A 22,247-nucleotide genomic window follows, 5' to 3' on the forward strand; every position below is an offset into this window, starting at 1 on the left:
TGTCGTTGGCGGACGTGCTGTCCGTGGTGGGCCTGTTGCCGGTGGTGGACATGTTGCCGTTCACTCTCCGCTCGTGGTGGGGGACAGGACCAGCAGGGCCGTGCCCGCCTCCACCTGGTCGCCCGGTCCGGCCAGGATCTGCGCCACCACGCCGTCGGCGGGGGCGTGCACCCTGGACTCCATCTTCATCGCCTCCAGCGCGAGGAGCGGCTGCCCGGCCCGCACCTCGTCGCCGGGCGAGACGTTCACCTGCCATACGGAGGCGGCGAACTCGGCCTCGACCAGGCGGCCACCCGGCGGGACCGTCACCTCGGCCGGGGGAGCGGGCGGGGCTGCCGCCGCCTCCGCCCGGATGAACTCGCCCGCCGCCTCCCACGCGTCCCGCTCCGCGGCGAAGGCCGCCTGCTGCCGGGTCCTGAACTCCCGTATGGAGTCGGCGTTCTGGGCGAGGAACGCCTGGTACTCGGCGAGTGAGAACGTGCCCTCCTCGATGCGGGGCACGAAACGGCCGGAGACGATGTCCGCCCGCAGGTCGAGGAGTTCGTCCGCGTCGACCGGGTACCACTTGATCCGGTCGAAGAAGCGCAGCAGCCAGGGCGACCCCGGCTCGAACGCGCCGCGTTGCTGCCAGCCCGACCACACCTGGGTCGTGCGGCCCACGAACTGGTAGCCGCCGGGGCCCTCCATGCCGTAGACGCAGAGATAGGCACCGCCGATGCCGACCGAGTTCTCCGCCGTCCAGGTGCGGGCCGGGTTGTACTTGGTCGTCACCAGGCGGTGGCGGGGGTCCAGGGGGGTGGCCACCGGAGCGCCCAAGTAGACGTCTCCCAGGCCCAGTACGAGGTACTCCGCGTCGAAGACCGTGCGATGGACGTCGTGCACCGATTCCAGGCCGTTGACGCGGCGGATGAACTCGATGTTCCACGGGCACCAGGGCGCGTCGTCGCGGACGCCCGCCATGTAGCGGGCGATCGCCTCCCGGGTCGCCGGGTCGTCCCAGGAGAGGGGCAGGTGGACCGTGCGGGAGGGGACGACCAGTTGGTCCGTCGGAGGGAGGGCGTCGACGATCTCCCGTACGGTGGCGAGGAGTTCAAGCTGGGGCAGGCGCTGCGGGTCCGTGCGGATCTGGAGGGAACGGATGCCCGGGGTGAGGTCGGCGACCCCGTCCAGCAGCGCCTCGGCCACCGCCTCCATCAGCGCGTGGACGCGCATCCGCAGCGCCAGGTCCAGCTGCATGGGGCCGAATTCGACGAGCAGGTTGTCGTCGCCGCTGCGGCGGTACGTCACGTCGCCGTCCCGGGCCAGCACGCCGCCGTCCACGATCTCCGGGCGGGCCGAGCCGTCGACGTCGACCGGCACGAACCGGACGGTGTCGCCGGGCCGCAGTTGGCCCAGCTTCCAGCGCTCGGTGCTCAGGACGGTCGCCGGGCACACGAAACCGCCCAGCGAGGGGCCGTCCGGGCCGAGCAGCACCGGCATGTCGCCGGTGTAGTCGACGGCGCCGACGGAGTACGGGGTGTCGTGGATGTTGGAGGGGTGCAGGCCCGCCTCGCCGCCGTCGGTGCGGGCCCAGCGGGGCTTCGGGCCGACGAGGCGGACACCGGTGCGCGCCGAGTTGAAGTGCACCTTCCAGTCGGCGGCGTAGAAGTCGCGGATGTCGTCCGCGGTGAAGAACTCCGGTGCCGCGTGCGGGCCTTCCACGGCGCCGATGTGCCAGGTCGAGCCGTACGAGGGGCGATCGGTGACCGGCGTCCCCGTGGTCACGGCACCGCCGTGCAGGACGTCGCCGGTGCGCAGCGCTCTGCCGCCGTGGCCGCCGAAGCGGCCCAGCGTGAAGGTGCTCGCGCTGCCGAGGAAGGCGGGGACGTCGAGGCCGCCGGCGAAGAGGACGTAGGTCCGCAGGCCGTGTTGCGAAGGGGCGCCTATGGAGAGCGTCGCGTGTGCGGGCACGGTCAGCGGCTCCCACTGCGGAACCGGCACGCCGTCCACCGTGACCTCGGCCGGGGCGCCCGTGACGCACACCGTCGTCGGGTGGGTGAACCTCAACGACGGTCCCTGAAGGGTGCATTCGAGGCCGGGCGCCCCCTCCGGGTTGCCGAGCGCCTGGTTCCCGAGCCGGAAGGCACGGTCGTCCATCGGGCCGCACGGAGGCACGCCGACCTGCCAGTAGCCGGTGCGGCCCGGCCAGTCCTGGACGGTGGTGAGGGTGCCGCCGGAGACGATCTCGATGCGGGGAGTGGGGTCGCTGATGCTCGCCAGGGTCGCCGTCGAGTGGGTCGCCCGCGTGAAGCGTGCGTCCGCGAGGGCGGCCCGGACCAGGCCCAGGTTCGTCTCGATGCCGTCCAGGCGGGTGCGGGCCAGCGCCTCGTCGAGCCGCCGCAGCGCGTGGGCCCGGTCCGAGCCGTACGCGACGACCTTCGCGAGCAGCGGGTCGTACGACGTCGTCACCTCGGTGCCTGTCTCCACCCAGCCGTCCACGCGGACGCCGGGCGGGAACTCGACCCGCGTCAGCAGGCCCGCACCGGGCCGGTGTTCGCGCGTGGGGTCCTCGGCGTAGACGCGGGCCTCGACGGCGTGGCCGCGCGGTGGGCCGGGAGCGCGGACGACGTCCGTCTCGCCGCGGGCCAGGCGCAGCATCCAGGCGACGAGGTCGACGCCGTAGATCTCCTCGGTGACCGGATGCTCCACCTGGAGGCGGGTGTTGACCTCCAGGAAGTACGCCTCCTCGCGGGCGGCGTCGTAGACGAACTCGACGGTCCCGGCGGAGCGGTAGCCGACCGATGCGCACAAGTCGCGAGCGGAAACGGCCAGTTGCCGGCGGACCCGGTCGGGCAGGTGGGGGGCCGGCGCCTCCTCCACGACCTTCTGGTTGCGGCGCTGGAGGGTGCAGTCGCGGTCGCCGAAGGTGACGACCCGGCCCTCGCCGTCGCCGAAGACCTGCACCTCGACATGGCGGGCGCGCTCGACGAGGCGTTCCAGGAAGACGCCCGCGGAGGAGAAGGACGCGGCGGCGACGCGGTGCACCCGCTCCCAGGCGTCGGTCAGTTCGGCGGCGGAGCGACATGCCGACATGCCGATGCCGCCGCCTCCGCCGGTCGCCTTGAGCATGACCGGGTAGCCGATCTGCGCCGCCTGCGCGAGGGCCTCCGCCGGCGTGGCCAGCAGGCCCGTCCCCGGCGCCAGCGGCACCCCCGCCGCCTCGGCCGCCGCCCTCGCCGTGTGCTTGGCGCCGAACAGCTCCAGCTGCTCCGGCGTCGGGCCGACGAACACGATCCCGGCCGCCTCGCAGCGGCGCGCGAAGTCGGCGTCCTCGGACAGGAAGCCGTACCCGGGGTGGACGGCGCCCGCGCCGGTGTCCTTGGCGGCCTTCAGGACCAGGTCGGCGTCGAGGTACGACTCCTTCGCGGGGGCGGGTCCCAGTCGTACGGCCGTGTCCGCGAGCCGCACGTGGGGTGCCGAGCGGTCGGGGTCGGAGTACACGGCGACCGTGCGCAGTCCCAGCTCACGTGCGGTACGGATGATCCGGACCGCGATCTCACCCCGGTTCGCGACCAGCAGCGTGTCGAAGCTCATTCGGCGGCCCCGATCGTCATCTCCACCGCGGTCGGCTCGAAGCCGTTGCAGGGGTTGTTGATCTGCGGGCAGTTGGAGACCAGGACGAGGACGTCGCACTCGGCGCGCAGGGTGAGGGCGAGCCCCGGCGCCGAGATGCCGTCGACGATGCCGAGGGTGCCGTCCTTCTCGACCGGCACGTTCATGTACCAGTTGATGTTGGAGACGAGGTCGCGTTTGCCGAGACCGTGCCGGGCGCCCTCGGCGAGGAAGTTGTCCACGCAGGCGTGCTGCGACCAGGTGTGGTGGCCGTACCGCAGGGTGTTGGACTCCTTGGAGCAGGCGCCGCCGAGCGTGTCGTGCCGGCCGACGTCGTCGGCGACGACCGTCATCAGCGGGGTGTGCTCGTTGGACATCAGCACGCTGCCCGTGGTCAGGAAGATGCCGCCCTGGGCGTGGACGGTGTCGGGCGCGCTGTAGCGGACGGACGTGTCGTGGGCGTCGTAGACGAGGAAGTCGACGGCCTGGTTGCCGTGCAGGTCGGTGATGGTGAGCGTGGCGCCCGCCGGGATGACGGACGACCAGGCTGCGCGGGCCGGAACGACGGTCTTCACAGGAACGACGGTCTTCACAGGAACGGCGGACGTCATGCGAGCCCCCTGGCGGCGAGGAATTCGGCGGTGTTGAGGAAGGCCCGGCGGCCTTCGGGCGTGGCGTCCCACAGGGGGTCGCCGGGCGCGGTCGGCGCGGCGCGCCAGGCGAGGACCTCCAGCGGGGTGCTGACGTAGCCGGGGCGGGGGTCGGCCGGGTGCGGGACGTTGGCGATCAGCACGGTGACGTCCTGCTCGGTGCGCAGGGTGACGCTGCCGCCGGGGCCGGCCGAGCCGGTGAAGTCGAGGGTGCCGTCCTCGCGGACCTCGACGCCCTGGAAGAAGGAGAGCGACGGGGGCAGGTCGCGGGGTGCGAGGCCGTTCTTGGCGGCGGCCAGCTTGAACAGCTCGCGCCCGGCGGGGGAGGGGGACTGCGGGGTGCCGTCGCCGTACCGCTGCGCGTTGCGGACGAGGGTGGAGGTGCCGCACAGCGCGTCGTGGCGGCCGGAGGTGTCGGCGACGACGCCGGCGAGGACCCGGCCCTGGTCGGACAGCAGCAGCCGGCCCTCGCCGAGGTAGGCGTTCCACTGGACCTTCACCGTGTCGGCGACGTTCAGGCGTTCCCAGGGGCGGTCCGCCGCGTACAGCAGCAGGTGGGCGCAGGCGTCGCCGCGCAGGTCGGTCAGGCGCAGTTCGGTGCCGCGGGCCAGTACCCGGTGGGTGTAGCCGCCGCCGGCCACCGTCTCGGCCCACACCAGGTGCCCCGCCGCGCAGGGCGGTTCCGGCCAGTCGGCGGCCGGTACCACCGGCATGGCCTCGGTGTGCGTGCCCTCCTGGGCACGTGCGTGATCACGCGCTCCGTACGTGGTCGCTGTCGCCATTGCGGGACCTCCGGCTCCGGGGGCTGGGTGTCGTACGACGTATTTCTGTCGTGTGACAGAAATTAGAGGCAGGGCGGGTCGCCGGGATTGCCCATGTGTTGCACGGTGGTTACCGACCTCTCACCCGGGCCGCCGGACGCGTCCCGAAGATCGTCGGGCGGCGCCCTGTGCGAGGATCGAACGCATGGGGACGACAGGTGGGCGGCGGGTCGGCAGGCCGCGGGTGGCGCAGCGGGCCGACAGCGGGCTGGAGCCGCGCGACGAACTGCTTGCCGCCGCGGCCGAGTTGTTCACCACGCGGGGCTACGCGGCCACCACCACCCGGGCCGTCGCCGAGCGGGCGGGCATGCGGCAGGCCTCCATGTACCACTACGTCTCCGGCAAGGAGGAGCTGCTCGCCCGGCTCCTGGAGTCCACCGTCACCCCGTCCCTGGGGTACGCCCGTGAGCTGCTCGCCGACGACGCGACCCCGGCCGCGGACCGGCTCCGGGAGCTGTGCCGTGCCGATGTCGAGCTGCTGTGCGGCGGCCCGTACAACCTCGGCGGGCTGTACCTGCTGCCCGAGGTGCGCTCCGAGCGGTTCGCCGGGTTCCGCGCCGTGCGCGCCGAACTCAAGGACGCCTACCGTCAGTTGCTCGCCGCGACCGAGGCCGGGAGCGCGCTCGCCAAGAGTGAGCTCGATCTCCGTACCGACCTGGTCTTCGGGTTGATCGAGGGCGTCATCCTCGTGCACCGCTCCGACCCCGAGCGGCCGGTGTCGGTGTTCGCGGAGGCGACGGCCGACGCGGCGCTGCGCATCGCCGGGGTCTGAACCGGCGTACCGGAAGCGGACCTTCACTCGTCACGGTGAGTGGCTTTCGCATGCCTGTACGCCGTGACACACCGTGTACGAGTGGCGGCGCAGCGTGTAAATGGGGACGAGAGTACTCCTGTCGCGGGGGCGATTTCAGGGGCTTGCTGAATATGACACGGCGATGATCCGGTCGGACTAAGCTCGCCCGCAGCGCACCGAGTTGAGATGTATTCGGGCGCTTGTTCCCTAAATATGCGCCTCCCAGCCGATATGTTTCAGAGGGTCTACATGGTGAGTGTTCAATCCCCACCCGGACGCCGTGAACTTCCCTACGCGCGCGTGCTGTTGCTCCCCGCGATATTGATGGCCGCGGCGACCGGAGCCGCAGCCGCCGTCGTGTCGGAGCCCGCCCGCGCGGCCGTCGGCTGGTGCGGCGGCGTCGCCATGCTCCTGGTGCTCGCGGCGGCGGCCGAAGCGGTACGTCGCGGCCGGGCCCTGCGTGACCTGCGGGCCGAGCACGCTCGTCACGCCGCGTATCTGGAACGCCGGGTCGCCTCCCACGAGGAGGACCTGCTCCGCTTCGCCAAGGAGGTCGTGCCCGCCGCGATCTACCGGTTGCGATCCGGAAATTCCCCCGGTGAGGTGATTCGCCGACTCGACGCCATCGACCCGTCCTACCGCGAACTCCCCGCGTCGCAGGTGATGGTGCTCCAGACGGTGCTCGAGATCATCGACCGCGAGGAAGCCCTGCGCGACTCCGCCCAGCGCTCCTTCGTCAGCATCGCCCGCCGCGTCCAGGCCATCGTCCACCAGCAGAACAAGGAACTCCGGGAGATGGAGGAGGACCACGGCCGCAACCCCGAGGTCTTCGACGACCTCCTGCGCATCGACCACGGCACCGCGCTGATCGGCCGCCTCGCCGACTCCATCTCCGTGCTCGGCGGCGGCCGCCCCGGCCGTCAGTGGCCCGACCCCGTCCCGCTGTACAGCGTGCTGCGCGGCGGCATGTCCCGCATCCTGGAGTACCGCCGTATCAAGCTCGACTCCATCGCCCAGGTCAACATCCGCGGCATCTCCGTGGAGCCGGTCATCCACGCGGTCGCCGAGCTCCTGGACAACGCCACGCGCTACTCGCCGCCGCAGACCAAGGTCCACGTCACCGCGACCGAGGTGCAGACCGGCGTCGCCATCGAGATCGAGGACGCCGGCGTCAGCTTCAGCGAGGAGGCCCGCAACAAGGCCGAGGGCATGCTGGAGCGGGCCCAGGCCGGCGTCGACCTCCAGGACCTGGGCGACGCCCCGCGGCTGGGCCTGGCCGTCGTCGGACGCCTGTGCTCACAGTTCAACATGCAGGTCTCGCTGCGGAGTTCGGCGTACGGCGGAGTCCGCGCCGTACTCATCGTCCCGCGCGAGATGATGACCAGCGATCCGGCCCCCGGACTCGCCCATGGCATCGGCGCGGGCGCCGTGCCGAAGACCGAAGGTGCGCTCGAAGGTCCCAAGCGCGCACCGAAGAGGCGGCGCCCCACCAGCCCCCGTATCCCGGCCACCGTGTCCATGGAGGACGAGGTTCCCGAGGTGACCGAGTGGACGGCCGGAGGGCTGCCGCAGCGCCGCAGCCGGGTCAAGATCCCGCTTAGCCAGCGGCTCGCCGAGCAGGCCGCCGCCGAGAAGGCCGAGCGGGAGGGCAAGCCGTCCATCTGGTCGACGCCCGCGCCCGAGCCCGACAAGAAGGAACCCGAACCCGGTCTGTGGGTCGAGGCGTTCTGGAACGGGCTCAAGGGTGATCCGGACCCGACCGCACTCACCCAGCAGACCACCGAGCCGGCCCGTGTCGAGGCCGACGACGAGAGGGACCACACGTGATCCAGCAGCGCGCCAACTTCGACTGGATGCTCAAGGATCTCGCCGACGGCGTACCGGGCATCGAGATGATCGTGGTGCTCTCCGCCGACGGCCTGCGCATCGCGCGCCACGGCGGCGACCCGGACGCCGCCGACCGCGTCGCCGCGGCCTGCGCGGGGCTCCAGAGCCTGGCCGGGGCCGTCGCCCACGAGATCCCGGGCAGCGACGGCCGGATGAAGATGGTCCTCATCGAGATCAACGGCGGCTACTTCTATCTGATGGCCGCGGGCCCCAACGCCTACCTCGCGGTCCTGTCCGACGTGGTCGCCGAACCAGGTCTGATGAGCAACAGAATGCGTGACCTGGTCGTCCGGATCGGGGCCCATCTCACCAGTCCGCCCAGGCGCAACGGCCAGACCGTATGACTCCTCCGCAACGCCGGCGGCGATACCCCAGCGAAGAAGCGGTCGAACCGGTCCCGAAGCCTGCGGGCGAGGGCATCGGAAAGCGGCCCCCGGAACGCCTCTACGTGGTCGCGGGACCGGACGGCGAACGCGCCGACCTCGACCTCGTCACCTTAATCGTGGCGCGCGCCGACCCACCGCCCTCCGCGACGCCCGAGCAGACGGCGATGCTCCGGCTCACCACGGCCCCCCTGTCGGTGGCCGAGCTCTCGGCCTATCTCAACCTGCCGTTCAGTGTGGTGACCGTGCTGCTCACCGAGATGCTGGCGGCCGGACTGGTGCAGGCGCGCGCCCCGATCGTCCGGCAGGCGCTCCCCGACCGTTCCCTCCTCGAAGCGGTGATGCATGGACTTCAAAGGCTCTGACACCATCCCCGGACCACGCACAGAGGATCATCTGCCGCACACGGCCCAGGCCGCGGTGAAGATCGTGATCGTGGGCGGCTTCGGAGTCGGCAAGACGACGATGGTCGGCTCGGTCAGCGAGATCAGGCCGCTGACCACCGAGGAGACCATGACGCAGGCCGGCGTCGGGGTCGACGACAACTACGGCTCCGAGACCAAGACGGCCACCACCGTGGCCATGGACTTCGGCCGCATCAGCATCACCGACCAGCTCGTGCTGTACCTGTTCGGCACCCCCGGCCAGGAACGCTTCTGGTTCCTGTGGAACGGCCTGTTCGAAGGCGCGCTCGGCGCGGTGGTGCTGGTCGACACCCGCCGCCTGGAGGTCAGCTTCGACGTCATAGGCCGGCTGGAGGAGCGCGGAGTGCCCTTCGTCGTCGCCGTCAACAGCTTCCCGGACGGGCCCCGTTACCCCATCGCGGACCTGCGCACCGCGCTCGACCTGTCCGAGGAGATCCCCATCGTGGAGTGCGACGCGCGCCGCCGGGCGTCCAGCCGCGACGTGCTGATGACGCTGATGCGCTTCCTGCACTCGCTCGCCATGACGGGCGCCCTCACCTGACGCCGTGACGGGCCCCCGCCCCCGACCGGAGGCCCTGGCGGGCGCCGCCGCCCGACCTCAACTCCCCATGCAACCGGATCCACTTCGGAGCGACCACAGTGACGCCTGAATCCCACTCCCTGACCGGTGCCGGCCCCACGGCCGGCCCACCCCCCGGCTGCCCCGCCCACAACCTGGGCCCCGGGGGACTGCACAGGCTGTACGGCCCCGAGGCGGAGGACCTCGAAGGGCTCTACGAGAGACTCCGCGAGGAACACGGTCCGGTGGCGCCCGTGCTGCTCCACGACGACATCCCGATGTGGATCGTCCTCGGCCACGCGGAGAACCTCCACATGGTCGGCACGCCCTCGCACTTCTGCCGGGACAGCCGCATCTGGACCCCGCAGATCGAGGGCATGGTCAAGCCCGATCACCCGATGATGCCGCACATCGCCTGGGCGCCCATCTGCTCCTACGCCGAGGGCGACGAGCACCTGCGGCTGCGCGGCGCGGTCACCGGCGCCATGTCGACCATCGACCACCGGGCCGTCCGCCGGCACATCAACCGCTACACCCAGCGTCTGGTGAACGAGTTCTGCGAGTCCGGCGAGGCCGACCTCATGAGCCAGTTCGCCGAGCACCTGCCGATGGCCATCCTGTGCGAGATCCTCGGCATGCCGGACGAGTACTCCGACCGGCTCGTACAGGCCACCCGCGACCTCCTCAAGGGCACCGAGACCGCCAACGCCAGCCAGGGGTACGTCATGTCCGTGCTCCAGCGGCTCGCCGAACGCCGCCGGAAGGAGCCCCTGGAGGACATCGCCAGCCATCTCGTCCTGCACCCGGCGAAGCTCACCGACGACGAGGTCACCACCCACCTCTGGCTCGTGCTCATGGCCGCCTACGAGGCCACCGTCAACCTCATCGGCAACGTCCTGCGCGCGGTGCTCACCAATCCGGGCTTCCGCGCCCAGCTCAACGGCGGCCAGATGACGGTCCCGCAGGCGGTCGAGCAGTCCCTGTGGGACGAGCCGCCGTTCAGCACCGTCTTCGCCTACTACGCCAAGCAGGACACCGAGTTGGGCGGCCAGCGCATCCGCAAGGGCGACGGTCTGCTCTTCGGCATCGCCCCGGGCAACGTCGACCCCCGGGTCCGCCCCGACCTGAGCGCCAACATGCAGGGCAACCGCTCCCACCTCGCCTTCGGCGGCGGACCGCACGAGTGCCCCGGTCAGGACATCGCCCGTGGCATCGCCGACACCGGTGTCGACGCACTGCTCATGCGGCTACCGGACGTCCAACTCGACTGCGAGGAGGACGAGTTGGAGTGGCGGCAGACGATCTCCTCACGGCACCTGGTGGAACTGCCCGTCCGGTTCGAGCCCAAGCCGCAGCAGGACGTCATGCAGAAGCCGGGCCACGCGCCGGTGCCGCAGCAGCGGCCCGCCTGGCAGGTCGGCACGGAACCGGCCGAGCCGACCGCGCCCACGGCGCCGGTGACGCCGGTGGCGGCGGAACCCCGGCCGACCGCCTCCGCCGCCGCACCGCAGCCGCTCGCGCCGACGTCCGAACCGACGTCCGAGCCCGTCCGTCCGATGGGGGCCTGGCGAAGGTTCCTGCGCTGGTGGCGGGGCTACTGACCGGCCCAGTCGGCATAGGCGGACCAGGCCTCCAGCGCCCCGGCGCTGCGGAACCGGTGCTCCACCCCCGTGACCGGGTCGGTGAACTCCAGTGACCGTGCGAGCAGTTGCAGCGGTCGCCGGAAGTCACCGGCCGGCACGGGGGCGGCCACCTCCGGATACAGCGGATCGCCGAGGATGGGCAGGCCCAGAGCGTTCATGTGGACGCGCAGCTGATGCGTCTGCCCGGTGGCCGGCAGCAGCCGGTACCAGCCCAACTCGTCGCGATGGTCGATGAGTTCGACCCGGCTGACGGCATTGGGCTCGCCCGCCACCTCATAGGCGGCCAGCACCCCCCGCTCCTTCACGATCCGGCTGCGCACGGTCCGGGGAAGGGCGAGCGAGGGGTCGTACGACGCGATCGCCTCGTACTCCTTGCGGACCCGCCGCTTGGCGAACAGCGTCTGGTACGCGCCCCGTTCCTCGGGCCGTACCGTGAACAGCACGAGGCCGGCGGTGAGCCGGTCGAGCCGGTGCGCGGCACCGAGCGTCGGGATGTCCAGGTCCCTGCGCAGCCGGGCGAGCGCGGTCTCGGTGACATGGCTGCCGCGCGGGGTGGTGGCCAGGAAGTGCGGCTTGTCGGCGACGACGATGTGCTCGTCCCGGTGGACGACCGTGAGCGGGAACGGCACGACCGGCTCGTACGGCAGCTCGCGGTGGAACCACACGTACAGGCCGGGGACGTACTCCGCGTCGGGCGCCACGGCCCGGCCGTCCGCGTCGACGACCTGTCCCGCGGCGAACATCCCGTCGACGGCCCCGGCCTCCGCCCCGCTGAGCCGCTCCACGAGATGCTCCCGGACCGTGGCCCACGGCCCCTCGGGGGGCAGTCGCACCCGCACCGGGTCCACCCCCTCGCGCTGCGGGAGGGGAGAGGGCGGGATCCGGTTCTTGCGTCTCATCACCGGCCAGGGTAGATCGTCACGCCGGGGCGACGGCCTCCGCGGTGACCCTGGTGCGGGCCTTGTACGCCCGGTAGGCCACGCCCGCCGCGACGGTGACCCCCAGGAACAGCACCGTGAACCACTGGAAGTACCAGTGACCGCCCGCCGGGTCGTACACCGCCGCCCGCGGCCAGGCCAGGTTGACGGCCATGGCGAGGCCGTAGAGGAGGGCCAGGGCGTTGACCGGGACGCCCCAGCGGCCGAGGGAGAAGAGAGGGGCGCCGGTCTCGTCCGTGCCGGTGGTGGTGAAGCGGCCGCGCAGCCGGGCCCGCAGGAGCGGACCGGTGACCATCGCGTAGGCGAGGTACAGCATCACGATGCAGGTCGTCCCGATGGCCAGGAACGCCTCCGGGGAGACGAAGTCGAGCAGGAGCAGGGCCGCGGCGAGTACGCCGACGACCAGGGCGGGCGCGGTCGGCATGCCGGTGCGGGCGTTGACCCGTGCGAGCCGTGCCGAGAAGGGCAGCCGGCCGTCGCGGGCCATGGAGAACAGCATCCGGCACGCCGCCGTCTGGATCGCGAGGGTCGCCACCGCGATCGCCACCACCACGTCGGCGAGCAGCACCTTGCCCACGCCGTCGCCCAGGCTGCTGGTGAGGACGTAGCTCAGTCCGTCCACCGCGAGATGCCCGTCCGTCAGGCTCGGCGCCGCCAGCAGTCCGCCCAGCACGATCAGACCGCCGAGCAGCCCCGCGGCGCCCAGTGCGGTGAGGATCGTGCGGGGAGCGGTGCGGCGCGGGTGGTGCGTCTCCTCGCTCATCTCGCCCGCGCTGTCGAAGCCGATCATCACGTACGCCGCCGTGAACGAGCCGACCAGCAGCGCCCCGAACAGCCCGCTCTGCGCCGCGCTCCCGGTGTGGAAGGTGATGCCCGGTGCGCGCTCGGAGTGCGTGAGCAGCAGGACGACGATGAGGACCGCGCCGATGATCTCGGCGGTGACACCGATCCGGTTGATCACGGACATCACGCGGTTGTCCAGGACGTTGACCAGCGTCGTCAGGGCCAGCAGGACCACTCCGAGCAGCGCCGCGTTGGCCGCGCCGTCCGTCGAGGTCGGCGCGGGGTCGGCGCCGACCAGCTGGAAGCCGGACCAGATGGCGGGCAGCACCATCTGGAGGGCCAGCGCCGCCGCCGCGACCACCACGATCTGCCCGATCACCATGATCCAGCCGGCGAACCAGCCGAAGGTGAGGTTGGACAGCCGGGACGACCACTGGTAGATCGCGCCCGAGATCGGATAGCGCGCCGCCAGTTCCGCGAAGCAGGCGGCGACCGTCAACTGTCCCAGCAGCACCGCCGGCCAGGCCCAGAAGAAGACGGGGCCGCCGAACGCGTAGCCGAAGGCGAAGAACTGGAAGACGGTCGTCAGGACGGAGATGAAGGAGAAGCCGGCCGCGAACGAGGCGTACTTGCCGAGGCTGCGGTGCAGCTCCTGGCGGTAGCCGAACTCGGCGAGGGAGCGGTCGTCGGGGGAGTGGGGCGGATCGGGGCGGACGTCGGACGGGGTGGTGGTCGTCACGAAAGGCACCTGCCTTCGACGTGGATTCCTGTCAGGCGACAGAAATTAGGGAGAGGCTGTTTCGCGCGGATGACGCGGCCATGTCGAAGGGGGGCCCAAGTCCTCACGCCACTTGTGCTGTTCCCAGAACGCGATACATCGTGTCTATTGACCGTCAGGCATGGATCGCGATATGTTCGGTCACGGATATTCGGATGCGAGGTGAATCGGACTCATGCAGCGTCGCAAGCTCCGCAACCCCTTGGCGCTCGCCGTGCTGGCCACGCTGTGGCAGAAGCCGATGCACCCCTACGAGATCGCCCAGACCCTGCGCCGCCAGGGCAAGGACTCCAGCACGAAGATCAACTACGGCTCGCTCTACACGGTCGTGCAGAGCCTCCAGAAGCACGGCTTCGTCGAGGTCACGGACGTGGAACGGCAGGGCAACAGGCCCGAGCGGACGGTCTACGGCATCACCGCGGCCGGACGCCAGGAGGCCACCGAGTGGATGTCGGACCTGGTCGCCTACCCGGCCAAGGAGTACCCGATCTTCGAGACCGCGCTCTCGCTGCTCGGGGTGCTGCACCCCGACGACGTGGTGACGCTGCTGGAGGAACGGCTCGAATCCCTGGTGGTCCAGGCGGCCGGCGGTCGCGCCGCGCTGGAGAAGCTGTCCGAGACACTGCCCCGGCTCTTCCTCGTGGAGAACGAGTACCAGCTCCACATGGTGGAGGCGGAGGCGGAGTGGGTCCGAGGCTTCCTCGACGAGATCAGGGCGGGAACACTGCCCGGGATCGAGGAGTGGAAGGCTCTGCACGCATCGTGAACTGACCGAGAACGCAACGAGAAACAGGCCCCGGCACGGCTGTTGCAGCAGCGGTGCCAGGGCCTCGAACCCCGAGCTGAATCCGCCGTGAGGCAGTTCCAGGCGATCGAGGTGCGGCACACCCAGGATAGCCCGGTGCTCCTCACGCGGATCAGCTGTCATCCGCTCACCCAGGAGGGCACCTGCCATGAGCACCCGTGCGCCCGCAGTAGAGGCGCGTCAGCTGATCAAGACCTACCCCGGTGATGTCACCGCCCTCGACGGCATGGACCTCACCGTCGAACCCGGCACGGTCTTCGGGCTCCTCGGCCCCAACGGCGCCGGCAAGTCCACCACCGTCAAGATCCTCACCACCCTGGCCCGCCCCGACTCCGGCACGGCCACCGTGGTCGGCCATGACGTGCTCAAGCACCCGGACCGGGTCCGCCGCGCCATCGGGGTGGTCGCCCAGAACTCCGGCGCCGACCCCGTCGCCACCGGCCGCGAGAACCTCCGGCTCCAAGGGCGGCTCCACGGGGTGCGGGGCACCGCCCTCGACCGCCGGGTCGCCGCGCTCCTGGACCGCTTCACCCTCACCGATGCCGCCGACCGCCAGGTCAAGGGCTACTCCGGTGGCATGCGGCGCCGGCTCGATGTCGCTCTCGGGCTGGTGCACCGACCCGAGGTCCTCTTCCTCGACGAGCCGACCACCGGCCTCGACCCGCAGGCCCGCAGCGCGATGTGGGACGAGATCGGCCGGCTCGCGGGCGAGGAGGGACTGACCATCCTGCTCACCACGCACTACCTCGAAGAGGCAGACCGGCTCGCCGAACGCGTCGCCATCGTCGACCGCGGTCACGTCGTCGTCGAAGGCACCCCCGACGCCCTCAAGGGCGAACTCCGCGGTGACGCCGTCCACGTGGAGCTGCGTGCCGCACTCGGCGAGGCCGGCCGTACGCTGCTCAAGGGTGCCCTCGGCGGACTGCCGGGCGTGCACGAGGTGCTGGTGGACGGAGACCGCGCCAGCGTCCGCGCCGACGACGGGGCGGCCGCGATGCCCGCCCTGCTCGGCGCCCTGGAGCGGGCCGGGGTCGGTGTCGCCGCGGCGACCGTCGCCCGCCCCTCGCTGGACGACGTGTACCTGCGCTACACCGGCCGCCGTTACGCGCAGGCTGACGAGGGGCACGAGCAGGCCGGTGCGCTCGTCCTCGCGGGAGGTGCGCGATGAGCACCGCCGCCCTCTCCCAGACCTGGTACATGACGCAGCGTCAGCTCATGGTGTTCGTACGGCAGCCCGCCTACGCGGTCATCACCCTGATCCAGCCGGTCATCTGGCTCTTCCTGTTCGGCAGCCTCTTCCGTGACGTCGTCGAGCTCGGCGGCTTCGGCACCACCTCCTACCTCGACTACCTCGTGCCGGGTGTGGTCGTGATGAGCGCGCTCAGCTCCAACATGTGGGCCGGGATGACCACGCTCGACGAGATCCAGCGCGGCACCCTCGACCGCTTCCTGACCACACCCGTCAGCCGGGCCGCGCTGATGAACGGCAACGTCGTCAACAACGGCCTGGTGACCGCCCTGCAATCGGTCGTCATCGTGCTGCTCGGGCTGCTGGGCGGCGCGGACTACCCCGGTGGCATCACGGGCGTCACCGTGCTGGTCCTCGCCTCGGTACTGCTCGGCACCGTCTTCGGGGCGCTGTCCAACGCGCTGGGGATGCTGGTGCGGGAGCGGGAGTCGATCATCGGCATCAACACCTTCCTGCTGCTGCCGCTGACGTTCCTGTCCTCCGCCTTCATGGCGCCGCGTCAGATGCCGTCCTGGATACGGCACATCGCCGACTTCAACCCCCTCGACTGGGCGATGGTGGCCGGTCGTTCGGCGCTGTCCGAGCATCCGGACTGGGGTGCGGTGCTGGGCCGTGGCGGGGCGCTGCTGGCGCTCGCGGTGGCGGCGGTGTGGCTGTCGATCCGGACGTTCAGGTCGTACCAACGGTCGGTGTAACCGGGAAAGGCCGAGCCGGGAAAGGCCGAGCCGGGAAAGGCTGAGCCGGGAAAGGCGAAGGAGGGCGCATCGGCGCCCTCCTGAACCGCGGATCCCTGGCCCTGACCGCCGGGCGCTACGCCGCCGACGTGCCCTCCTGCTCGCTCTCGATCCGGGCGTTCCACTCCCGCTTCGAGGCCTGCCAGCCGTCCTCGTTGTGGCCGAGCCGCCAGTAGCCGGAGATCGAAAGGTCCTCGCGGGAGATCTCACGCTCGACGCGCAGCAGGTGCCGCAGCTCCTTCACGAAGTGCGCCTCGCCGTGGACGAACGCGTGCACCCGGCCCGCGGGAAACTCCAGCGCCCGCACGGCCTCGGTCAGCGCCTCGCCGACCGGCCGGTCCCCGCGGTGCAGCCAGACGACCTCCACATCGGAGTCGATCTTCTGCTCCTCCTCGGGGCCGGACACCTCGACGAAGGCGTACGCCGTGACGCCCTCGGGCAGCGCCTCCAGGGCGCGGGCGATCGCGGGCAGCGCGCTCTCGTCACCGGCGAGCAGATGCCAGTCGGCGGCCGGATCGGGGGCATAGGCGCCGCCGGGGCCCATGAACCGGACGGTTTCGCCCGGCCGTACCCGCGTGGCCCACGGCCCGGCGAGGCCCTCGTCGCCGTGGATCACGAAGTCGAGGGTCATCTCGCGGTGCTCGGCGTCCCAGTGGCGGACCGTGTAGGTCCGGGTCACCGGCCACTGCTCGCGGGGGAACTCCGCGCGGATCCGCTCCATGTCGAAGGGCTCGGGATAGACGGCACCCCCGGCCGGAAACAGCAGCTTCACGTAATGGTCGGTGCAGGTGTCCGCCGCGAAGTCGGCGAGCCCTTCGCCACCGAGCACCACCCGCTGCATGTGCGGGGTGAGCCGCTCGGTGCGGACGACCTCCGCGGAATGCGGCTTCCGCGGCTTGCGTCCCGGTCGTTCTGCCATGGCGGCCTCCCTGCTCCCATGCTTAGGCTTGCCTAAGTTAGCATTACTCCCCTGCTTGACACCTCTTCTCCGAGGGCAAGATTAAGCCAAGGAAGAGGGTGTAATTGCCCTCAAATGAGAAGGTAATTCGCCTGGCGGGAAGACGATTCACGGCGCCAGGGTCGTCAGCAGCCGCTGCAACGAGCCGCCGAGGCCCCAGCGCGCGCCCAGCTCCGTCACCGCCGCCGGGTCGCGCGGACCCCGCGGCAGGGTCGTGTCGACGTCCGGCAGCGGGACGTCGTCCGCGACCCGTACGACCTTCGGTGCCACCGCGACATAGGGCCGTGACTCGTCCAGGCGCTTGCGCTGCGACGGCGTGAGCTTCGCCTTCGGGTCGTCGACGGCCGCCATGATCCCGGCCAGGTCGCCGAACTCGGCCAGCAGCTTGGCCGCCGTCTTCTCCCCGATGCCCGGCACACCGGGCAGGCCGTCGCTCGGATCGCCGCGCAACAGCGCCAGATCCGCGTACCCACGTCCGTCGACCCCATACTTCTCGCGCAGCACCGCCTCGTCGGTGAGCTGCAGCGTGCCCACGCCCTTCAGCGGGTACAGCACGCGGATCCCGCGGGCGTCGTCCACCAGCTGGTACAGGTCGCGGTCGCCGGTGACGATGTCGACGGGGCCCTTCGCCCGCGCGGTGAACGTGCCGATCACGTCGTCCGCCTCGTACCCCGCGACGCCCACGCGCGCGATGCCGAGCGCGTCCAGGACCGCCTCGATGACCGGGACCTGCGGCGACAGCGTGTCCGGCACCTCCTCCTCGTCCGGCCCGGCCTCGTGCTCCTCGGCGACACGGTGGGCCTTGTAGGAGGGGATCAGGTCGACCCGCCACTGCGGGCGCCAGTCGGCGTCCATGCACGCCACCAGCTCATCGGGGCGGTGGTCCTTGACCAGGCGGTCGATGAATTCCAGCAGCCCGCGCACGGCGTTCACCGGCGTGCCGTCCGGGGCCTTCACGGACTCCGGGACGCCGAAATAGGCGCGGAAGTAGAGCGAGGCGGTGTCGAGAAGCATCAGTCGTCCGGTCACGCCTCGCATCATGCCGTACGGCACCGACACTCACCCGGCGGCGCCGGTCAGCAGCCGGCGCCAGCGCGGCTGCTCCGTGCCGAGCGTGACGACGGCCAGCAGTGACACGACGACCGCCGCCCAGACCGGCCAGGCCCACCACGCCGCGACCACCGCCGCGACGAGCTGCAGCAGCACCAGCAGGATCGTCACCGCACCGGGCACCGGGACGATCACCTGCGCCTTGTCGCCCGGCGTGGCGAACACGGTCGGCAGGCCGATGAGGACCACCACCGCGAGCACGGCGAGCGGCCAGGAGTACGGGGCCAGCGCCCAGGGCGCGGCGACCCACGCCACCAGCTCCGTCGCGAACCGCAGTGCGGATGCGCGTCTGTCGTCCGGTCGTTCCACAGCCGTCCCCCCAGCGCCGATGTGAAGCGTCGACGGTGATCCTACGGACCGGGGGCGGTGATTGTACGTACTGGTTGTGAACTGAACCACTTTTCCGTTTGTCCTGGTCGGCCGGGGGCAGGCGCCGCCACTGACCCCCGCCCCCGACGCAAGAGGTACGCGTGTCATCCAGGCTTGAGGCCGAACATCTCTACAAGGTGTTCGGCAGACGACCGAGTGAGGCAGTCGAGAGACTGCGCGACGGAGCCGACCGGGAGGAGCTGCGCGCCGACGGCACGACCGCCGCCGTCATCGACGCCTCCTTCACCGTGGACCCCGGTCAGATCTTCGTCGTCATGGGCCTGTCCGGATCGGGCAAGTCGACGCTGCTGCGCATGCTCAACGGGCTGCTGGAACCGACCGCGGGACACGTCCGCTTCGACGGTCAGGACCTGACGGCCCTCGGCGACCGCGCACTGCGCGAGGTGCGCGCGCGGAAGATCAGCATGGTCTTCCAGCACTTCGCGCTGTTCCCGCACCGCAGTGTCCTGGAGAACGCCGCCTACGGTCTCGCCGTCCAGGGCGTGGCCAAGGCCGAGCGCGTGAAGCGTGCCACCGAGGCCCTGGAGCTGTGCGGCCTGGCCGGCTGGGAGAAGTCCTGGCCGGACGAGCTGTCCGGTGGCATGCAGCAGCGCGTCGGCCTCGCCCGCGCCCTGGCCACCGACGCCGACCTGCTGCTGATGGACGAGTCGTTCAGCGCCCTGGACCCGCTGATCCGCCGCGACATGCAGGACCAGCTGCTGACGCTCCAGCAGACCCTGAAGAAGACGATCGTCTTCATCACCCACGACCTCAACGAGGCCATGCGCCTCGGCGACCGCATCGCCGTCATGCGGGACGGCCGCATCGTCCAGAACGGCACCGCCGAGGACATCCTGGTGCGGCCCGCGAACGACTACGTGGCCTCGTTCACCAAGGACGTCGACCGCTCCAAGGTGCTCACCGCGTCCGCCGTGATGGACACCGACGTACGCGGCGACGAGACGGACTGCGGCTGCGCCGGCGACTGCGAGACCGTCGCGCCCGACACCTCGTTCGCCGAACTCTGTGCCGTCAGCGCCCGGTCGACCCACCCGGTGGCCGTGCTCGACGGCGAGCGGAAACTCGTCGGAGTGGTGCCGCCGCAGCGGCTGATCGGCTTCCTCGGCGAGCAGCGGGACCGGGAGGCCGCGCATGCCTAGGATTCCGCTCGGCGACTGGGTCAACGCCGCCGTCGACTGGCTGCTCGCCCACATGGGCTGGCTCTTCGACTTCCTCAAGACCGTCTTCACCGGCACCTACGACGGGATCGACGCCGTCCTCCAGGCGCCCCAGCCCCTCCTCCTCGCCGGCATCTTCGCCGTCGTCGCGTTCTGGCTGCGCGGCACCCTCGCCGGTGTCCTCACCTTCGCGGGATTCGCCTTCATCGACTCCCTCGACCTGTGGGACGACGCGATGGTGACCCTCTCGCTCGTCCTCGTGGCCACTCTGATCGCGCTGCTGATCTCGGTGCCGGTGGGCATCTGGGCGGCCCGCTCCGAGCGCGTGGGCGGGCTGGTCCGGCCGGTGCTGGACTTCATGCAGACGCTGCCCGCGATGATCTACCTCATCCCGGCGATCCTGTTCTTCGGCACCGGCGCCTCCGCGGGCATCGTCGCCACCCTGATCTTCGCGCTCGCCCCCGGCGTGCGCATGACCGAGCTGGGCATCCGCCAGGTCGACAAGGAACTGGTCGAGGCGGCCGAGGCGTTCGGCACGACGCCCCGGGACACCCTGCTGCGCGTCCAGCTCCCGCTCGCCCTGCCCACCGTCATGGCGGGCGTCAACCAGGTCATCATGCTGGGCCTGTCGATGGCCGCGATCGCCGGCATGGTCGGCACCGGCGGCCTCGGCGGCCGGGTCAACGAGGCCATCGGCCAGCTCGACGTGGGCCTCGGCTCCGAGGCGGGCGTCGCGATCGTGATCCTCGCGATCTACCTCGACCGCATGACCGGCGCGCTCGGCACCCAGGTCTCCCCGCTGGGCCGCCGCGCCGCCGCCCGGGCCCGCGCGGCACAGGGGATGAAGATCTGGACGTACCGCCCCCGTCCGCAGGTCGCCGTGGTCGGCATCGTGATCCTGGCCCTCGTGGCGGGCGGCATGGGCATGTTCGGCGGCAGCGGCGACAGCACGGCCCCGGTCGCCGACGGCAAGAACGTCGGCCGGGGCGAGAAGGTCCGCATCGGCTACGTCCCCTGGGACGACGGCGTCGCCTCCACCTTCCTGTGGAAGGAGGTCCTGGAGGAGCGCGGTTACGAGGTCGAGGCCAAGCAGCTCGACGCGGGCCCCCTCTACACCTCCGTCGCCTCCGGCAACGTCGACTTCATGACGGGTGCCTGGCTGCCCACCACCCACGAGCAGTACTGGAAGAAGTACGGCGACCGGCTCGACGACCTCGGCGCCTGGTACGGCAGCACCTCGCTGGAGCTGAGCGTGCCGTCGTACATGAAGGGCGTCGACTCCCTCGACGACCTCAAGGGCAAGGCCGCCGACTTCGGCGGGAAGATCACCGGCATCGAGTCCAGCGCCGGTGAGATGGCCCTGCTGAAGAGCAAGGTCCTCAAGGCGTACGGCCTCGACAAGGAGTACAAGGTCGTCGACAGCTCCACGCCCGCGATGCTCGCCGAGCTCAAGCGCGCGTACAGCAAGCAGGAGCCGATCGTCGTCACGCTCTGGTCGCCGCACTGGGCGTACAACGACTACGACCTGAAGAAGCTCAAGGACCCCAAGGGGGCGTGGGGTTCCGGCGACGGCATCCACACCGTCGCCCGCAAGGGCTTCGCCGCCGACAACCCCGTCGTCGGCAAGTGGCTGAAGGGCTTCAAGCTCGACGAGAAGCAGCTCACCAGCCTGGAAGCCGAGATCAACAAGGCGGGCAAGGGCAAGCAGCAGGACGCGGTCCGCACCTGGCTCAAGAGCAACCCGGGCGTGGTCGACAAGCTGGCCCCGGTCGCGAAGAGCGCGGCCACGCCCGCCGAGGCCGAGAACCCGGTCGACGTCGCCTGGTTCCCCTGGGACGAGGACATCGCCGTCACCCACTTGTGGAAGAACGTCCTGGAGCGGCGCGGCTACAAGCTGAACCTCAAGCAGATGGACGTCGGCCCGGTCTACACCGGCCTCGCCTCCGGTGACCTGGACCTCAACTTCGACGCCTGGCTGCCGTACGCGCAGGCGAACTACTGGGAGAAGAGCAAGGACAGCCTCGCCGACCTCGGCACCTGGTACGAACCGACCTCGCTGGAGGTCGCGGTCCCCTCGTACGTCAAGGGGATCACGTCCTACGAGGACCTCAAGGGCAAGGCCGACCTCTTCGACGGGAAGATCATCGGCATCGAGCCGGGCACCGGCGAGATGAACCTCCTGAAGAACAAGGTCCTGCCTGGCTACGGCCTGGACAAGGAGTACGACGTCGTCGACGGCTCCACGCCCGCGATGCTCACCGAGCTCAAGCGGGCGTACGCCAAGAAGCAGCCCGTCGCCGTCGTGCTCTGGTCGCCGCACTGGGCGTACAGCCAGTACGACCTCACCAAGCTGAAGGACGACAAGAAGCTCTTCGGCGAGGGGAACACGATCCGTACGATCGCCAACGAGAAGTTCCCCGCGCAATACCCGCAGCTCACCAAGTGGATCAAGGGTTTCCATATGAGCGAGGACGAACTCGGCACCCTGGAGGCCGCGATCAACGCGCACGGTCAGGGACATGAGGACGAGGCCGTCGACGCCTGGCTGAAGAAGCACCCGGACATGGTGGAGCGGATGACACCGCAGTAGCCC

19 protein-coding genes are annotated in these 22,247 nt (G+C 70.8%); 11 read left to right on the forward strand and 8 right to left on the reverse strand.

Annotated elements, in window-relative coordinates:
* Nucleotides 1-60: 60 nt before the first annotated feature.
* The 3 genes from DI272_RS39800 to DI272_RS39810 are packed head-to-tail and all read right to left on the reverse strand — an operon-like array spanning nt 61 to nt 5,023.
* Nucleotides 61-3,573: a 5-oxoprolinase/urea amidolyase family protein gene (locus tag DI272_RS39800; protein WP_109500022.1), complete on the reverse strand. Its 3,513-nt coding sequence runs from the start codon at nt 3,571-3,573 to the stop codon at nt 61-63.
* Nucleotides 3,570-4,202 carry an urea amidolyase associated protein UAAP2 gene (locus DI272_RS39805; RefSeq protein ID WP_109500023.1) on the reverse strand — a complete coding sequence of 211 codons (633 nt, stop codon included), beginning with the start codon at nt 4,200-4,202 and terminating at the stop codon, nt 3,570-3,572. Before DI272_RS39805 ends, DI272_RS39800 begins: the two co-directional genes overlap by 4 nt.
* Nucleotides 4,199-5,023, reverse strand: coding sequence for an urea amidolyase associated protein UAAP1 (locus DI272_RS39810; protein WP_109500024.1), 825 nt, complete (start codon nt 5,021-5,023; stop codon nt 4,199-4,201). The genes DI272_RS39805 and DI272_RS39810 overlap by 4 nt, the downstream gene beginning before the upstream one ends.
* 184 nt (nt 5,024-5,207) lie before the next feature.
* On the opposite strand from DI272_RS39810, the gene DI272_RS39815 reads away from it, so the two are divergent.
* The 6 genes from DI272_RS39815 to DI272_RS39840 all read left to right on the forward strand — a co-directional run bounded on the left by DI272_RS39815 (nt 5,208) and on the right by DI272_RS39840 (nt 10,710).
* Nucleotides 5,208-5,834, forward strand: coding sequence for a TetR/AcrR family transcriptional regulator (locus tag DI272_RS39815; RefSeq protein WP_109500025.1), 627 nt, complete (start codon nt 5,208-5,210; stop codon nt 5,832-5,834).
* A 270-nt stretch (nt 5,835-6,104) separates the two neighbouring features.
* Nucleotides 6,105-7,682, forward strand: coding sequence for a sensor histidine kinase KdpD (locus tag DI272_RS39820; RefSeq protein WP_109500026.1), 1,578 nt, complete (start codon nt 6,105-6,107; stop codon nt 7,680-7,682).
* On the forward strand, nt 7,679-8,086 hold the full coding sequence (locus DI272_RS39825) for a roadblock/LC7 domain-containing protein (protein WP_059196512.1): 408 nt from the start codon (nt 7,679-7,681) through the stop codon (nt 8,084-8,086). Before DI272_RS39820 ends, DI272_RS39825 begins: the two co-directional genes overlap by 4 nt.
* Complete coding sequence (locus tag DI272_RS39830) at nt 8,083-8,490, forward strand: DUF742 domain-containing protein (RefSeq protein ID WP_109500027.1); 408 nt, start codon at nt 8,083-8,085, stop codon at nt 8,488-8,490. Before DI272_RS39825 ends, DI272_RS39830 begins: the two co-directional genes overlap by 4 nt.
* Nucleotides 8,471-9,091, forward strand: a complete 621-nt coding sequence (locus DI272_RS39835) for an ATP/GTP-binding protein (protein ID WP_109500028.1) — start codon at nt 8,471-8,473, stop codon at nt 9,089-9,091. The genes DI272_RS39830 and DI272_RS39835 overlap by 20 nt, the downstream gene beginning before the upstream one ends.
* Nucleotides 9,092-9,189: 98 nt before the next feature.
* Complete coding sequence (locus DI272_RS39840; protein ID WP_109500029.1) at nt 9,190-10,710, forward strand: cytochrome P450; 1,521 nt, start codon at nt 9,190-9,192, stop codon at nt 10,708-10,710.
* Here DI272_RS39840 and DI272_RS39845 read toward each other — a convergent pair.
* Complete coding sequence (locus tag DI272_RS39845) at nt 10,704-11,651, reverse strand: RluA family pseudouridine synthase (protein WP_109501286.1); 948 nt, start codon at nt 11,649-11,651, stop codon at nt 10,704-10,706. The two genes, DI272_RS39840 and DI272_RS39845, sit on opposite strands and share 7 nt — an antisense overlap.
* A 19-nt stretch (nt 11,652-11,670) precedes the next feature.
* Nucleotides 11,671-13,212, reverse strand: a complete 1,542-nt coding sequence (locus tag DI272_RS39850) for an amino acid permease (RefSeq protein WP_109500030.1) — start codon at nt 13,210-13,212, stop codon at nt 11,671-11,673.
* 214 nt (nt 13,213-13,426) lie between these two features.
* On the opposite strand from DI272_RS39850, the gene DI272_RS39855 reads away from it, so the two are divergent.
* The 3 genes from DI272_RS39855 to DI272_RS39865 all read left to right on the forward strand — a co-directional run bounded on the left by DI272_RS39855 (nt 13,427) and on the right by DI272_RS39865 (nt 16,000).
* Nucleotides 13,427-14,017: a PadR family transcriptional regulator gene (locus tag DI272_RS39855; protein ID WP_109500031.1), complete on the forward strand. Its 591-nt coding sequence runs from the start codon at nt 13,427-13,429 to the stop codon at nt 14,015-14,017.
* Nucleotides 14,018-14,204: 187 nt separating this feature from the next.
* A complete protein-coding gene (locus tag DI272_RS39860; RefSeq protein ID WP_109500032.1) occupies nt 14,205-15,224 on the forward strand; it encodes an ATP-binding cassette domain-containing protein in 1,020 nt (339 codons plus the stop codon).
* A complete protein-coding gene (locus DI272_RS39865) occupies nt 15,221-16,000 on the forward strand; it encodes an ABC transporter permease (protein WP_109500033.1) in 780 nt (259 codons plus the stop codon). Before DI272_RS39860 ends, DI272_RS39865 begins: the two co-directional genes overlap by 4 nt.
* A gap of 115 nt (nt 16,001-16,115) precedes the next feature.
* Here DI272_RS39865 and DI272_RS39870 read toward each other — a convergent pair whose 3' ends face one another.
* From DI272_RS39870 to DI272_RS39880, 3 genes are all read right to left on the reverse strand, one after another.
* Nucleotides 16,116-16,958 carry a siderophore-interacting protein gene (locus DI272_RS39870; RefSeq protein WP_109500034.1) on the reverse strand — a complete coding sequence of 281 codons (843 nt, stop codon included), beginning with the start codon at nt 16,956-16,958 and terminating at the stop codon, nt 16,116-16,118.
* 147 nt (nt 16,959-17,105) lie between these two features.
* The gene (locus DI272_RS39875; protein ID WP_109500035.1) at nt 17,106-18,050 is read right to left on the reverse strand and encodes a 5'-3' exonuclease; all 945 of its coding nucleotides are present in this window, start codon (nt 18,048-18,050) and stop codon (nt 17,106-17,108) included.
* 6 nt (nt 18,051-18,056) lie between these two features.
* On the reverse strand, nt 18,057-18,416 hold the full coding sequence (locus DI272_RS39880) for a hypothetical protein (protein WP_109500036.1): 360 nt from the start codon (nt 18,414-18,416) through the stop codon (nt 18,057-18,059).
* A 161-nt stretch (nt 18,417-18,577) separates the two neighbouring features.
* On the opposite strand from DI272_RS39880, the gene DI272_RS39885 reads away from it, so the two are divergent.
* Nucleotides 18,578-19,636: a glycine betaine/L-proline ABC transporter ATP-binding protein gene (locus tag DI272_RS39885; protein ID WP_109500037.1), complete on the forward strand. Its 1,059-nt coding sequence runs from the start codon at nt 18,578-18,580 to the stop codon at nt 19,634-19,636.
* Nucleotides 19,629-22,244 carry an ABC transporter permease/substrate binding protein gene (locus DI272_RS39890; RefSeq protein ID WP_109500038.1) on the forward strand — a complete coding sequence of 872 codons (2,616 nt, stop codon included), beginning with the start codon at nt 19,629-19,631 and terminating at the stop codon, nt 22,242-22,244. Before DI272_RS39885 ends, DI272_RS39890 begins: the two co-directional genes overlap by 8 nt.
* Nucleotides 22,245-22,247: the final 3 nt, after the last annotated feature.

It is taken from the genome of Streptomyces sp. Act143 (genome assembly GCF_003143935.1).
Lineage (GTDB): Bacteria > Actinomycetota > Actinomycetes > Streptomycetales > Streptomycetaceae > Streptomyces.